The sequence below is a fragment of the Streptomyces liangshanensis genome (genome assembly GCF_011694815.1).
Lineage (GTDB): Bacteria > Actinomycetota > Actinomycetes > Streptomycetales > Streptomycetaceae > Streptomyces > Streptomyces liangshanensis.
In genome coordinates this window covers 239318-252450 of record NZ_CP050177.1, presented here as the reverse complement: position 1 = coordinate 252450, position 13133 = coordinate 239318, and the positions used below count along the sequence as shown (strand labels likewise).

Sequence of the window (13133 nt, the reverse complement as noted above, 5' to 3'; positions counted from 1 at the left end):
TCCTCTCGGCGTGTGGGGGGAGAGATGGTCCGCGCCGGTGTCCGCCCGGGCCGGGATACCGGTACGCCCCGGGGGCACCGGCGCGGGGCGCGCTACTTGCTCCAGAACTTCACGTTGCTCCACACGACGGTGGCGGGACCGCTGCCGCTGTCGGTGCGGTACGCGCCGAACTTGTCGTAGAAGCTGCCGCCCGGACTGCTGTAGGTGTGCTTCAGCGAGCCGTTGACGTACGTACGGTGCGAGGTGCCCACCTGGTGCACGGTGTTGACCCGGACGGTGGCGCCGACGGTGCCCGCGGTCGAGAGCGTGGTGCCGCCGTGCACCGCGTACAGCCGGCCGCCGCGCTCGGCCGCCAGCATGAAGTACGGCCCCGAGGCGGACTCGTTGAACGTCTGCTTCAGGCTGATCCGGGTGCCGCCCATGGCGGCTATCCGGAAGTAGCCCTCGAACTGACGGGTGCCGCCGGTGTAGGTGGCGTACCTCCGTTCGGCGCGCTGGTCGCCGCTCGCGGTCGAACAGGTCAGCGTGAAGGTCAGGTTGTCGACCTGGCCGCAGCCCCGTTCCTGGACGGTGAAGGAGGGGGACGTCGCGTTCCACCCTCCCGGTTCGACTTCCGCGCGGGCGGCCGGAGCCGCCACGAGAAGCGCGCAAGTGGCGGAAAGGACAGTGACGATACGGGTTTTCCGGGACACGTCTCACGTCTCCATTCCCCAGTGACTTGGGCGACAGAGTAGGAGCGCGCGCGGTGACCGACAAGGGATTCAGCGGAAGTCGACGAAGTTCAGGAACGTGAACGCACGTAAGGGGTGAATGCCCCGGAACGGCCCAGGAGTTGAGCCCGGAAAGAGGTCGGGATTCAGCCCGCTGAACGTGAGGACAGGTCTTCCGTTCCCTGCGAAGCGGCTCGGAAGCTGCTGGCGGGAACGGTGAGATTCCAGGCCGTGATGACGGGATTGCCGTGTTCCAGGCCGAGTCGTGACACCGTTCCCGTGGCCAGTTGGAAAAGCGCGCCGGCCGCCGGGCTCAGTCCGAGATAACGCGCGGTCAGCACCCGCAGGAAATGGCCGTGCGACACGAGCGCGACGTCGTCGTCGCCCGTCCGCAGGATGTCCATGATCTCGTCCAGCACGCGGTCGGCGCGGGCCCCGACGTCGCCGGGCTGCTCGCCGGGGTGGTCGGCCGGGCCCGGGGGCACGCCGTCGGTCCACAGGCTCCAGTCCGGCCGGGTCTTGTGGATGTCCGCGGTGGTGATGCCCTCGTAGGCGCCGTAGTCCCACTCGTGCAGGTCGGGGGTGATGCGCGTCGCCTCCAGGCCGGCCAGTTCCGCCGTGCGGCGGGCCCGCGCCAGCGGGCTGACCAGCACGAGCCCGATGTGACGCTCCCGCAGCAGCGGTGCGACCGCGCGGGCCTCGTCCTCGCCGTGGGCCGTCATCGGCAGGTCGGTGGACCCGGTGTGCTGCCCGGACTGCGACCAGGCCGTCTCGCCGTGCCGTACGAGGATCAACTCACCCATGACTGACGCCTGCTTCCTGCTGTCCGCGCTCCTGCCGTCCGGAGTGGTCCCCGGCGGCCCCAGGCCCCGGGCTCGCGCCCCGGTCCGAAGGGGAGAACCCGACCGCCGGTGGACGCATTCCACGGCGGATCCTGTCGCCCGTCACCACAGTCTCCCCTGTCGCGGGGGCCGGGAGGGGCGGGACATGGCGGGAATGTGACACGGGGGAGGTGTGTTACAGAGACGTACCGCTCGATGGAAGCGATATCGAGAGTCTGGAGCCCCCATGGCACGCAGCGAGACCCGCCCGGTCGTCACCCTCCGGTCGACGGCGGGCACCGGCCAGGCGTACGTGACGCGCAAGAACCGTCGGAACGATCCCGACCGGCTCGTCCTGCGCAAGTACGACGCCGTCGCCGGCCGGCACGTCACGTTTCGCGAAGAGCGCTGACCGCGCGGCGCCGTACCGCACCACACGCGCCGCCCCCTCCACCCGTACCGAGGAAGGAATCCGCATGAAGCCTCGTATCCACCCCGTCTCCCGTCCGGTCGTCTTCCGGGACCGTGCCGGCGGAGCCGCCTTCCTCACGCGTTCGACCGCCGACTCGGACCAGCGCGTGGAGTGGGAGGACGGCAACACCTACCCCGTCATCGACGTGGAGATCTCGTCCGCGAGCCACCCCTTCTACACCGGGCGTGGCCGTGTCGTGGACACCGCCGGCCGAGTGGAGCGCTTCGAGCGCCGCTACGGCAAGCGCGAGAATCCCACGGACTGACCGGTCCGACCTCTCCTCTCGGAGACCGAAGCCGGCCCCCACCCGCACCGGGTGGGGGCCGGCTTTTGCGTGCGCCGCCGCGTGGCGACATGCCGAATGTGACGTGTCTGCAATATAGCGCGTTTGCAAGTAAGAGGCGTGCACAAGTATTGTCGACGCTCGTAAGGCGCTCGCGCAATCTCCAGGGAAGGTCCCCACCCATGCCTCTCGCGCTCCTCGCCCTGGCCATCGGGGCGTTCGGCATCGGCACCACCGAGTTCGTGATCATGGGACTCCTGCCGGAGGTGGCGGCCGAGTTCGGCGTCACCATCCCCACCGCGGGCTTCCTGGTCACCGGCTACGCCCTGGGCGTGGTCCTGGGCGCGCCGCTGATGACCGTCCTCGGCACCCGGATCTCCCGCAAGCGGATGCTGATGCTGCTGATGGGGCTCTTCGTGGCGGGCAACGTGATCTCCGCCCTCGCCCCCACCTTCGGCCTGATGCTCACCGGCCGGGTCATCGCCTCCCTCGCGCACGGCGCCTTCTTCGGCATCGGCTCCGTGGTCGCCGCCGGCCTGGTCGCCCCGCACAAGAAGGCCGGAGCCATCGCCATGATGTTCACCGGCCTCACCGTCGCCAACGTCGTGGGCGTTCCCCTCGGCACCTTCATCGGCCAGAACGCCGGCTGGCGCGTCACCTTCCTCGTCGTCGCCGGACTCGGCGTCGTGGGGCTGGCCGGGGTCGCCGCCCTCGTCCCCGAGCAGCCGAGGCCGCGAGGGGTACGGCTGCGCCACGAACTGGCCGCGTTCCGGAACGTACAGGTGCTGCTCGCCATGGCGATGACGGTGCTCGGCTTCGGCGGGGTCTTCGCCGCGATCACCTACATCACCCCGATGATGACGCGGACGGCCGGCTTCGCCGACTCGTCGGTGACCTGGCTGCTTGTCCTGTTCGGCCTCGGCATGGTCGGCGGGAACCTCCTGGGCGGGAAGTTCGCCGACCGCCGTCTCATGCCCCTGCTGTACGTGACACTCGGCTCCCTCGCCGTCGTCCTGGCGCTGTTCACGCTCACCGCCCACCACAAGGCCGCCGCCGCGGTGACGATCACGCTGATCGGCGCGCTGGGCTTCGCGACCGTACCGCCGCTCCAGAAGCGGGTCCTCGACCAGGCGTCCGCGGCGCCCACGCTCGCCTCCGCCGTCAACATCGGTGCCTTCAACCTCGGGAACGCGCTGGCCGCCTGGCTCGGCGGTCTGGTCATCGCGGGCGGCTCCGGATACACCGCGGCCAACTGGGTGGGCGCCGCGCTGGCCGGATCCGCGCTCGTCGTGGCGCTCGTGTCCGGCGCGCTGGACCGCGGGACACCCCGTACGGGCCGGGTCGTGGCGGCGAAGGGCGCGCCCGCGCCGGGCGGCGCGCCGGAAGCGACCGGTGGACGGGTCACCGCGACCCACCCCTGAGCCCGACTCCTCCCGTCCCACCACCTCGCGTCCCACCACCTCCCTCGTCACCCTCACGTTCACCCTCTTCCAGGAAAGGCACCTCATGGTTCCCGTCCCCCGCATCGCCCTCCACGACGGCGCGCGCATCCCGCAGCTCGGCTTCGGCGTGTTCCAGGTCGGCGACGAGCAGACCACCGACGCGGTCCTCGCCGCCCTCGCGGCCGGCTACCGCAGCGTCGACACCGCCGCCGTGTACGGCAACGAGGCCGGCGTCGGCCGCGCGCTCGCCGCCTCGGGCGTGCCCAGGGACGAGCTGTACGTCACCACCAAGCTGTGGAACGACGACCAGGGGTACGACGCCACCCTCTCGGCGTTCGACACGAGCCTGGACAAGCTCGGCCTCGACCACGTGGACCTGTACCTGATCCACTGGCCCGCCCCGGCCCGCGGTCTCTACCTGGAGACCTGGCGCGCGCTCCAGAAGCTGCTGGCCGACGGACGGACCCGCTCCATCGGCGTGTCCAACTTCCGGCCCGCGCACCTGCGGCGGCTGATCGAGGACAGCGGCGTGGTGCCCGTCGTCAACCAGGTCGAGCTGCATCCCGGCCTCCAGCAGGCCGGGCTGCGGGCGTTCCACGCCGAGCACGGCATCGCCACCGAGGCCTGGAGCCCGCTGGCCCAGGGCGCGCTGCTCACGGACGACACGATCACCGGGATCGCGCGCCGCCACGGGAAGTCCCCGGCCCAGGTCGTCCTGCGCTGGCACCTCCAGCTGGGCAACGTGGTGATCCCCAAGTCCGTGACCCCGGCCCGGATCGCCGAGAACATCGACGTGTTCGGCTTCGAGCTGTCGGACGGCGACCTGGCCGCGATCGCGGCGCTCGACCGGGGCCTGCGGACGGGCCCCGATCCCGACACCTTCAGCTGACCGCCCCGGTCCCCGGCCGGGTGGCACACTTCACACCGCCCGGGACCGGTCGTACGGAACGCGCCGGTGTGGTTGAGCGTTCATACACATGAGGGCCCTGGCCGGCATCCCCCGAACCGGCCGGGGCCTTCCTCATGCCTCCCGCGGTACCTGGAGCCGGAACACGGCCCTGCCCCGCGCCACCCCGTTGACCTGGACCTCCAGCGCGTGTTCCCCGGGATGGAACGTCCGGGTGCTGATGGGCCTGAAGGACCGGCGGCGGGCGAGCGTGACCGTCTCCCCGGGGGCGAGGGTCACGGTGGTGAGCTTGAAGACCTTCGGGGCCGTGCTCCCGTTGGCCTTGCGGTAATGGACCACGTAGTCGACCGCCAGCCGGGTCTCCGCCGCCGAGTCGTTCGTCAGCGTCACCTCGAACGGCAGCTCGTCCCCCACCGACAGCGAGGTCGCGCCGAGGACCGGTCCCGCGACCGTGAGGGCCGCCGGCGGCGGGAAGCCCAGCAGCGCGAGCGCCCCGGGATGGCCCTGCTTGACGAGGGTCCGCAGGGCGTGGCGGACGACCTTCAGGGTGTTGTCGTCGGGATCCGCCACCCACGCCGTCGCGACGCGCACCGCCAGCTCCGGCGCGGTGTGGCTCAGGTCGTTGAGGTGGTTGGCGACCGACCGCCGCACGTAGTCGGACGGGTCCCGGTACAGCGCGTCGAGGATCGGCACCGTCGCCTCCGGCCGGTCGGCCAGCGGCTTGACCCGTACGGCCCAGGGCAGGCGCGGCCGGGTCCCCTCGCTGGCCAGCCGCCGTACATGCGCGTCCGGGTGCGCGGTCCACCCCTGGATGTCCGCGAGGGCGCGGTCGAGGTCGGCGTTCAGCAGCCGGCGCAGGGCGAACTCCGCGGTCAGCCGGGGGGTGAGGTCGGCCAGCAGCGCCAAGGCGTCGTCGAACGCGCGCGGGTCGTCCGAGGCGAGCGCCCGGACCGCGGCCGCGTCGGTCACCGGCCAGATCATCCACCCCGTGAAGTCCGGGTCCTCCATGGCCGACCGCACGGTCCGGTCGAAGTCGGCGTACGAGGCGGGCAGATCGGCGAGCAGGGCCTCCCTCAGCAGGTCGTTGCGGGCCCGCAGCCCGACCCCCGCGAGCGACGCGGCGGCCCGGTGCAGCGCGGGCAGCCCGGGCCCGGGGGCCACGGCGGACAGGCTGCGGACCAGGCCGGCGGCCGCGGCGGGGCTGATGAGTTCGTCTGCGGTGGGCACTGGTTTCTCCCTGGGGCGCGGTGGCTCTGTGCGTCGGTGGCCGGACGGGCGGTCCGTGTCCCGGATGGCTCCGGCATCCTGCCGACGGCCCGGCCACGGGCGCCGGGACGGCCCCCGCGTCACCCGGTCGGTCAGGAACCCCCTTGCTCCCGCCGACGTCCCAGGTGAGGACCGGTGAGGCCGCCATCTCCGCACTCTAGGGCAGGGGTCTGACACTCCCCGCCGGCCGCGGGGGCGGGCACACTGGTGCCCCGTCCTTCCCGGCTGTGTCGACGTCAAGGAGAACGACGCGTGACCCCTCTCTTCCCCGCCCTTGCCGCGCGTGCGGACCGGCCCGCGCTCCGGTTCGGCGAGCGGGCCCTGACCTACGCCGGACTCGCCGACGCGGCGGGCGCGCCGGCCGTTCGGATCGCCGGCGCGCGGCGGGTCGCGGTCTGGGCCACGCCCACCCTGGCCACGGCGGTGGGCGTGGTGGCCGGCCTGCTCGCCGGGGTGCCCGTCGTCCCCGTCAACCCGAGGAGCGGCGCACGCGAACTCGCCCACATCGTCATTGACAGCGCCCCCGACCTCGTCCTGGCGGAGGCGGGCGCCGTACTGCCCCCCGCACTGGCCGCACTCGAACGGGTGGACATCGGGACGGACCACGCCACCGCAGGCGCCCCCGTGGCGCTGCCGCCCGAGCCGTCCCCCGAGGCACCCGCGCTGATCGTCTACACCTCGGGCACCACCGGGCCGCCCAAGGGGGCCGTCCTGCCGCGCCGGGCCCTGACCGCCACGCTGGACGCGCTGGAGGACGCCTGGCGGTGGACCGCCGACGACGTCCTCGTCCACGCGCTGCCGCTCTTCCACGTCCACGGATTGATCCTCGGCGTCCTCGGGCCGCTGCGCAGGGGCGGGTCCGTGCGCCACCTGGGCAGGTTCGACACCGACGGGGTGACACGGGAGCTGTCCTCCGGGGCCACCATGCTCTTCGGCGTCCCGACGATGTACCACCGGATCGCCGAGGCGCTGGCCGGTGACCCGGCCCTGGTGAAGGCTTTGGCCGGGGCGCGGCTCCTGGTGTCCGGGTCCGCCGCGCTGCCCGTGCACGACCACCGGCGGATCACCGCCGCCACCGGGCGCGCCGTCGTCGAGCGGTACGGCATGACGGAGACCCTGATGAACACGAGCGTGCGCGCGGACGGCGAACCGCGCGCCGGGACCGTCGGCCTGCCGCTGCGCGGCGTCGAACTGCGGCTGGTCGAGGAGTCGGGCGACCCGGTCGAGGCGTACGACGGCGAGACGGTGGGCGAGATCCAGGTGCGCGGCCCGAACCTCTTCACCGCCTACCTCAACCGGCCGGACGCCACGGAGGCGGCCTTCACCGACGGCTGGTTCCGCACCGGCGACATGGCGGTCCGCGATCCCGACGGCTACGTCCGGATCGTCGGCCGCAAGGCCACCGACCTGATCAAGAGCGGCGGTTTCAAGATCGGCGCCGGGGAGATCGAGAACGTCCTGCTGGAGCATCCCGGCGTACGGGAGGCCGCCGTGACCGGCGAGCCCGACGCGGACCTCGGCGAGCGGATCGTGGCGTGGATCGTGCCGCGGGACCCCGGGCTCCCGCCGTCCGCGGCGGAGTTGGCGGACCATGTCGCGGGCCAGCTCGCCGCCCACAAGCGGCCGCGCGTGGTGCGCTACCTGGACGCCCTGCCCCGCAACGACATGGGCAAGGTCATGAAGAGGTCCCTCGGTGTCTGACCGGACGAGCGCCCGGGAGGCCGTCGCCCTGGTGACCGGCGGCGGTGACTTCGCCGAACTGCCCGCGCCCCAGGACATCTCCGCGCCGGACGGCCCGCTGGCCTGGGCGGGGTACGGCGACCAGCGGCGGCGGGCCCGCCGGGTCACCGGCGAGGCCGAGTCCGTCGTCTGCGGGACCGCGTGGGTCGGCGCCACCCGTGCCGTACTGATCTCCTTCGAATTCGGCTTCCTCGGGGGCTCGTTGGGCGAGGCGACCGGCGACCGGATCGAGGCCGCCCACACCCGGGCGCGGGAGGAGGGGCTGCCCGTCGTCTCGCTGATCGCCACCGGCGGCAGCCGGATGCAGGAGGGCATGCGCGCCTTGCTCCAACTCCAGCGCGTGGCACGGCAGTCCGCGCTCACCCGGGAAGCCGGGCTGCCCCAGGTGGCCGTCGTCCGCGACCCGACCACCGGCGGCGGGTGGGCCACCCTGGGCGCGGGGGCCGACGTGGTCCTGGCCCTGCCGGACGCCCAGATCGGCTTCGCGGGATCGCGGGTACGGCCCCCGGACGCCGATCCCCATGCGTACACCGCCCAGGGACAGTTGACGGCCGGTCAGATCGACGCGGTGGTGCGGCGGGAGGAGCTGGGCGCCACGGTCGGCAGGTGGCTGGCGCTGCTCACCGGAGGGGTACGCGCGGACGCGGCCCCGCCGCCCGGCGGTCTCGGCGACACCCCGCTGCCCGCCACCGGCCGCGAGGCGGTCCGGCGCGCCCGGTCCGCCGCGCGCCCGCGCGCCGGGGCGTACCTGGACGCCTACTTCAGCCACCGGGAGGAGATCACCGGCGACCGCTGCGGCGGTACGGACCCCGGCACGCGCTGCGGGTTCGGGCACCGGGCGGGCCGTACGTACGCCTACGTGGCGCAGTGCGGCACGGCCACGCTCCCGGCGGGCTACCGCACCGCGGCGCGGCTGATCCGGCTCGCCGACCGGCTGGGCGTCCCCGTCCTCACCCTGGTGGACACCCCGGGCGCGGCCAACGACGCCGAGGCCGAACGTGCGGGAGCGGGGGCGGCGATCGCCGACGTCTTCGCGGCGATGGCGACCGCCCGGGTGCCGCTCACCACGCTGCTGATCGGCGAGGGCGGTTCGGGCGGTGTGCTGGCCCTGTCGGCGCCGGACAACACCTGGGCCACGAAGGACAGTTACTTCTCCGTCATCGCGCCAGAACTCGCCGCGGCGATCCTCAAGCGCGCCCCGGAGGAGGCGGGTACGACGGCCGACCAGCTCGGGCTGCGGCCGCAGGATCTGTTGGAGCTGGGCGCGATCCGCGGGATCGTGCCGTGAACGGCGTCCGCCCGGCGCCAATTCTCATGGCCCTCTCACCGGCTTTTCAGATGAAATGCTTAGGCTGGGGCGCGTGACTTACACGACTCCGCCCGGCTGGCATCCCGATCCAGGGCACACAGGCGACGGCCCCCGCCGCGAACGATGGTGGGACGGATCGGCCTGGACCGACGAACTCCGTTCCGCCACGCCGGACCGGGAGCAGGACCGGGACCAGGACGGGACACCGGCCCAGACCCCGGAACCGGGCCAGGACGCCGCGCCGACGCAGGGCGCGGCACCCGCGAAGGAGGCGGACCCGTCCGACGGGACCCACGCCGACGGCGGCGCCGACCGGCCCCAGGGCGCCGACCTGGTCAAGGACCCGGCTCCCGAACCCGTTCCGGACCCGGCGCACAGCCATCCCGCCACGGTCACGACCCCCCTCCCCGCCCCCGTGCCGGCAGCCGCCGCCGGGGCGGGCTGGGGCGGACCGCCCGCGCCGCCCCCCGGCACGGGCTGGGGACAGCCGTACTTCCCGCCGTACCCGGTGGGCACGGCGCCCGCCCCGCGGAACCGCAAGCGCCGGATCACCCTCGGGGCGATCGCCGCCGTGGTGGTGCTGGCCGTCGCGAGCGGCGGTTTCCTCCTCGGGCGCGGTACGGCGGACACCACCGACAACAACACCGTGGCGAGCGACGGTTCCTCCGCGGCCCCCTCGCTGCCCGGCGTACCCGGCGAGCCCGGGCCGGGGGAGCGCGGCCAGAGCCCCGACGCGCCGCCGCGTGACGGTGAGGGCGGCGGGGGTGGCGGTGAGGACGGCGGTCCCTCCCTGCCCCAGCCGCAGACCGAGGCCGGCTTCGCCACCGACGGCGCCAGCGGCATCAGCATTCCGGTGCCGGCGGGCTGGAAGGGCGAGTCGGGACCGATCGGCGCCGGCGTGACGACCGGGGACTACCCGTGCCCAGGCCAGACGTCGCAGACCTGTGTCCTCGGCGGGGTGTCCTCGGCCCCGGCCGCCGCGCTGAAGAACAACGCGAAGACGGCCAAGGAGGCCGCGGAGAAAGACATCGAGGTCAACGCCACCGAGTCCTACGGCGGTGCCTCGTACGGGAAGATCTCCTCGCACGAGCAGCTCAAGGCCGAGGCGGTGACCGTCGCGGGCCAGAAGGGCTACCTGGTGCGCTGGAAGGTCGTGACGAGCAAGGGCGACGACGGGTACGTCCAGTCGCTGGCCTTCCCGTCCCCGGCCACCCCGGAGCTGATGGTGCTCGTACGGTCGGGGTTCGACGTCAACAGCAAGGCGCCGAAGCTGACCGTCATGGACGACATCACCAAGGGGATCAAGAAGGCGGCGGGCGGCGGCACCGGCACCGGACAGGGCGTCTGACCCTCTCCGTCCCACCCGTGCACCCCGCGCGACCCACGCACCCCCCGCGGCCCGCGCACCCCCCGCGGCCCGCGCCGCACTCCCGCACGCGAACGCCGGGCGGACCGGAACCGGTCCGCCCGGCGTCGTCGTGTCCGGGGGCGGCGGCCGGCCCGCGCACGACGGAGCCGGGAGCGCCCCTCTGGCCGTACACTCGCCCCATGGGTTGCACACGTGTGATGAGGGAGTGCCTGCGACAGGCCGCCTGCGCACTGTGCTCGGACGCCGCCGACGCGGCGTCCTCGCGCCCCGGCCCGGCGTCCGCGCCGGAGGCCGGTTGCCGCGCCCTGCACGGTCACGGCTAACACCCCGCCCGCACCGCCGACCCGCCTGCCCGGCCGTCGCCGGGCGACCGCGAACTCCTTTCGCGCCCGCCTGAGTTCTCCCCGCGCCACGCCGCACGCGCCCGCCCCGCCCGCCGCACGGGACGTCCCCCACCTCGCACCCGCGGCCGCACCCGCACTCCCGGACGCACCCGCACCCCGGGCACATCAGCACCCCCGGACACACCGCCTCGCACCGCGGAGCGCCGCCCCGCCGGACCGGCCCCGCGGGGTCCGGGCCGCCCCGTACACCGTCACCGCCCGCACCACCCCAGTCACGCGACGCCACCGCGACCCGCGGGCGCCTCCCCGGCGCCCCGGCGAACCGGCCGCGCCGCGCCTTCGAGAGGACCCCTGTGAAGTTGAGCGAACTGCTCGCCGGGCACGACCACGAGATCCTTCAGGGCGACCCGGAGACGGTGATCACCGCGGGAACCGCCTTCGACGCCCACCGGGTGTCACCCGGATCGCTGTTCATCGCGGTGCCGGGACACCGCGAGGGCGGCCCCGAGTCCGTCGGGCCCGCGCTCGCCCGGGGCGCGGTCGCCGTGCTGGTCGACGCGGGCGCCCCCGACCTGCCCGCCTCCGTGCGGGCGGACACCGACGTCTGTGTGGTGCGCGTCCGGGACACCCGTACGACGGCCGCCGTGGTCGCCTCCCGCTACTACGGCGAGCCCGGGCGCGACATGGACATGGTCGCCATCACCGGCACCAACGGCAAGACGTCGGTGTCGTACATGGTCGAGTCGGTGCTGCGGCTCGCCGAGGGCGCCACGGTCGGGGTCATCGGGACGGCCGGCAGCCGGATCGGCGACGAGCTGATCCCCATGCCGAGGTCCGTGCTGACCACCCCCGAGTCGCCGGACTTCCAGTACCTGCTGGGCCGCATGCGGGACCGCGAGGTCGGTACGGTCGTCCTGGAGGCCACGTCCATGGGGCTGTTGACGCACCGCGTCGACCACTCCTTCATCGACGTAGGCGTCTTCACCAACCTGACGCAGGACCACCTCGACGACCACGGCACGATGGAGAACTACCGGGACGCCAAACTCCGGCTGTTCCAGGGGCTCTGCCGCCGCGCGGTCGTCAACGCCGACGACGCCGTGGGCGCCGGGATCGTCGCCCTGATGCCCGGGGCCGTCACGACGTACGCCCTCGACACCGACGCGGACTTCCGCGCCACCGACCTCACCGTGGACGCCTTCGGTACCCGCTTCACCCTGCACCACGAGGGACGCAAGTACCCGGCGGCCATCCCCGTGCCCGGCCGCTACTCGGTCGCCAACGCGCTGGCCACCGTGGCCGCCTGCCACCTCCTCGGGCACGACCTGGGCGGACTCGTCGCCGCCCTCGACCGGATGCCGCCGATCCCCGGCCGCTTCGAGCGCTTCGAGACCCCCGCGGGCACCTCGGTCGTCGTGGACTACGCGCACTCTCCCGACTCGCTGGAGAAGGTGCTCACCACCATCCGCGGCTACGCCAAGGGCCGGATCGTCACCGTCTTCGGCTGCGGCGGCGACCGTGACATCACCAAGCGGGCCGAGATGGGCGGGATCGCCGGGACCTACTCCGACCTGTGCGTCCTCACCTCGGACAACCCCCGCCACGAGGACCCCGAGGCCATCCTCGACCAGATCGCGCCGGGCCTCGCCGCCACGGGCACGCCCTTCGAGCGGCTCGCCGACCGCCGCGCCGCCATCGCCCACGCGCTGGCCGCCGCGGGCCCCGGGGACGTCGTGCTGATCGCGGGCAAGGGCAGCGAGCCGTACCAGATCGTCGGCGAACAGCTCCTGCCGTTCAGCGACATGGCGACGGTTCGCGAACTCGCCCGCTGACGGGTGCGGCGAACGGGCCCGCGCCGCAGGGCCGTTCAGCCGGCGCCGGGCCCGGGCGCGTCGCGCAGCACGTACAGCTCGGGCAGGTTGACCACGATCGCCTCCTGCGTGCTGCGGGCGATCACCACGACGGCCTCGTCGTCGGGGCTGGGATTCTCCTCGCGGTGCGGGACGTACGGCGGTACGAAGATGTAGTCGCCCGGCGAGGTGCGGATCCGGACCTCCTCCGCCGTACCGCCCGAGTTGTCGAGGAACACGAACTCCGGGTGCCCCTTCACCACATGGATCGCCGTCTCCGACTCGCCGTGATGGTGGTTCGAGGACGCGGTCTCCGGAGCGACGTGGGTCTGCCCCATCCAGATCCGCTCCGAGCCGACACTGCCGCCGCTGATGGCGGCGAACCTGCGCATCCCGCCGGTCTGCGCGGTGTCGCCGTCGAGCGCGTCGGCGCGGACGTGGTGGAGGCGGGCGCGGAGCGGCAGCGCGCTCTCCCGGGGGTCGGGACCGTGGTCGTGACCGGGGAGATCGGGATGGAACGCGTCCATGGAACTCCTGCTCCTGGGGCTGCGGACGGGGGTGACCGGGACCGAACGTAGAGAGCGCGGCGAATGGATGTCAAGATGTGTCCATTGCCGCCG

The 13133-nt window shown here is 73.5% G+C and carries 13 protein-coding genes; 9 read left to right on the top strand and 4 right to left on the bottom strand.

All coding sequences use genetic code 11. The features are described 5' to 3' along the window. Positions 1–92 precede the first annotated feature (92 nt). Both HA039_RS01045 and HA039_RS01040 read right to left on the bottom strand, forming a co-directional pair. Positions 93–638 (bottom strand): hypothetical protein, encoded by a 546-nt coding sequence (locus tag HA039_RS01045; protein ID WP_243868986.1) that lies wholly within the window; start codon positions 636–638, stop codon positions 93–95. A 218-nt stretch (positions 639–856) separates the two neighbouring features. Continuing rightward, positions 857–1513: a histidine phosphatase family protein gene (locus HA039_RS01040; RefSeq protein ID WP_167022351.1), complete on the bottom strand. Its 657-nt coding sequence runs from the start codon at positions 1511–1513 to the stop codon at positions 857–859. 265 nt (positions 1514–1778) lie between these two features. On the opposite strand from HA039_RS01040, the gene rpmG reads away from it, so the two are divergent. The 4 genes from rpmG (at position 1779) to HA039_RS01020 (ending at position 4617) form a co-directional block, all read left to right on the top strand. Beyond that, positions 1779–1943, top strand: a complete 165-nt coding sequence (gene rpmG / locus HA039_RS01035) for a 50S ribosomal protein L33 (protein WP_167022348.1) — start codon at positions 1779–1781, stop codon at positions 1941–1943. A 64-nt stretch (positions 1944–2007) separates the two neighbouring features. Continuing rightward, positions 2008–2268 (top strand): type B 50S ribosomal protein L31, encoded by a 261-nt coding sequence (locus HA039_RS01030; RefSeq protein ID WP_167022345.1) that lies wholly within the window; start codon positions 2008–2010, stop codon positions 2266–2268. 200 nt (positions 2269–2468) lie between these two features. Continuing rightward, positions 2469–3707: an MFS transporter gene (locus HA039_RS01025; protein WP_167022342.1), complete on the top strand. Its 1239-nt coding sequence runs from the start codon at positions 2469–2471 to the stop codon at positions 3705–3707. 85 nt (positions 3708–3792) lie between these two features. After that, positions 3793–4617: an aldo/keto reductase gene (locus tag HA039_RS01020; protein ID WP_167022339.1), complete on the top strand. Its 825-nt coding sequence runs from the start codon at positions 3793–3795 to the stop codon at positions 4615–4617. A 132-nt stretch (positions 4618–4749) separates the two neighbouring features. Here the strand turns inward: HA039_RS01020 and HA039_RS01015 are convergent, their stop codons facing one another. Beyond that, complete coding sequence (locus tag HA039_RS01015; protein WP_167022336.1) at positions 4750–5862, bottom strand: DNA alkylation repair protein; 1113 nt, start codon at positions 5860–5862, stop codon at positions 4750–4752. Positions 5863–6153: 291 nt separating this feature from the next. Between HA039_RS01015 and HA039_RS01010 the strand changes: the two genes are divergently transcribed. The 5 genes from HA039_RS01010 (at position 6154) to HA039_RS00990 (ending at position 12495) form a co-directional block, all read left to right on the top strand. Beyond that, positions 6154–7602, top strand: a complete 1449-nt coding sequence (locus tag HA039_RS01010; protein WP_167022333.1) for an acyl-CoA synthetase — start codon at positions 6154–6156, stop codon at positions 7600–7602. Further along, a complete protein-coding gene (locus HA039_RS01005) occupies positions 7595–8929 on the top strand; it encodes a carboxyl transferase domain-containing protein (RefSeq protein ID WP_167022330.1) in 1335 nt (444 codons plus the stop codon). The genes HA039_RS01010 and HA039_RS01005 overlap by 8 nt, the downstream gene beginning before the upstream one ends. A 73-nt stretch (positions 8930–9002) precedes the next feature. Further along, positions 9003–10298, top strand: a complete 1296-nt coding sequence (locus HA039_RS34560; protein ID WP_425086306.1) for a DUF2510 domain-containing protein — start codon at positions 9003–9005, stop codon at positions 10296–10298. A 200-nt stretch (positions 10299–10498) separates the two neighbouring features. Further along, a complete protein-coding gene (locus tag HA039_RS00995) occupies positions 10499–10642 on the top strand; it encodes a hypothetical protein (RefSeq protein ID WP_167022324.1) in 144 nt (47 codons plus the stop codon). A gap of 374 nt (positions 10643–11016) precedes the next feature. Continuing rightward, a complete protein-coding gene (locus HA039_RS00990) occupies positions 11017–12495 on the top strand; it encodes a UDP-N-acetylmuramoyl-L-alanyl-D-glutamate--2,6-diaminopimelate ligase (protein ID WP_167022321.1) in 1479 nt (492 codons plus the stop codon). 35 nt (positions 12496–12530) lie between these two features. Here HA039_RS00990 and HA039_RS00985 read toward each other — a convergent pair whose 3' ends face one another. Beyond that, positions 12531–13040, bottom strand: a complete 510-nt coding sequence (locus HA039_RS00985; RefSeq protein WP_243868983.1) for a cupin domain-containing protein — start codon at positions 13038–13040, stop codon at positions 12531–12533. Positions 13041–13133: the final 93 nt, after the last annotated feature.

What these genes read in the sequence shown, in the direction of transcription:
- HA039_RS01020 (WP_167022339.1), top strand. Translation starts at nt 3,793, where the DNA reads ATGGTTCCCGTCCCCCGCATCGCCCTCCACGACGGCGCGCGCATCCCG.
- HA039_RS00985 (WP_243868983.1), bottom strand. Translation starts at nt 13,040, where the DNA reads ATGGACGCGTTCCATCCCGATCTCCCCGGTCACGACCACGGTCCCGAC.
- rpmG (WP_167022348.1), top strand. Translation starts at nt 1,779, where the DNA reads ATGGCACGCAGCGAGACCCGCCCGGTCGTCACCCTCCGGTCGACGGCG.
- HA039_RS01025 (WP_167022342.1), top strand. Translation starts at nt 2,469, where the DNA reads ATGCCTCTCGCGCTCCTCGCCCTGGCCATCGGGGCGTTCGGCATCGGC.
- HA039_RS01030 (WP_167022345.1), top strand. Translation starts at nt 2,008, where the DNA reads ATGAAGCCTCGTATCCACCCCGTCTCCCGTCCGGTCGTCTTCCGGGAC.
- HA039_RS00995 (WP_167022324.1), top strand. Translation starts at nt 10,499, where the DNA reads ATGGGTTGCACACGTGTGATGAGGGAGTGCCTGCGACAGGCCGCCTGC.
- HA039_RS01040 (WP_167022351.1), bottom strand. Translation starts at nt 1,513, where the DNA reads ATGGGTGAGTTGATCCTCGTACGGCACGGCGAGACGGCCTGGTCGCAG.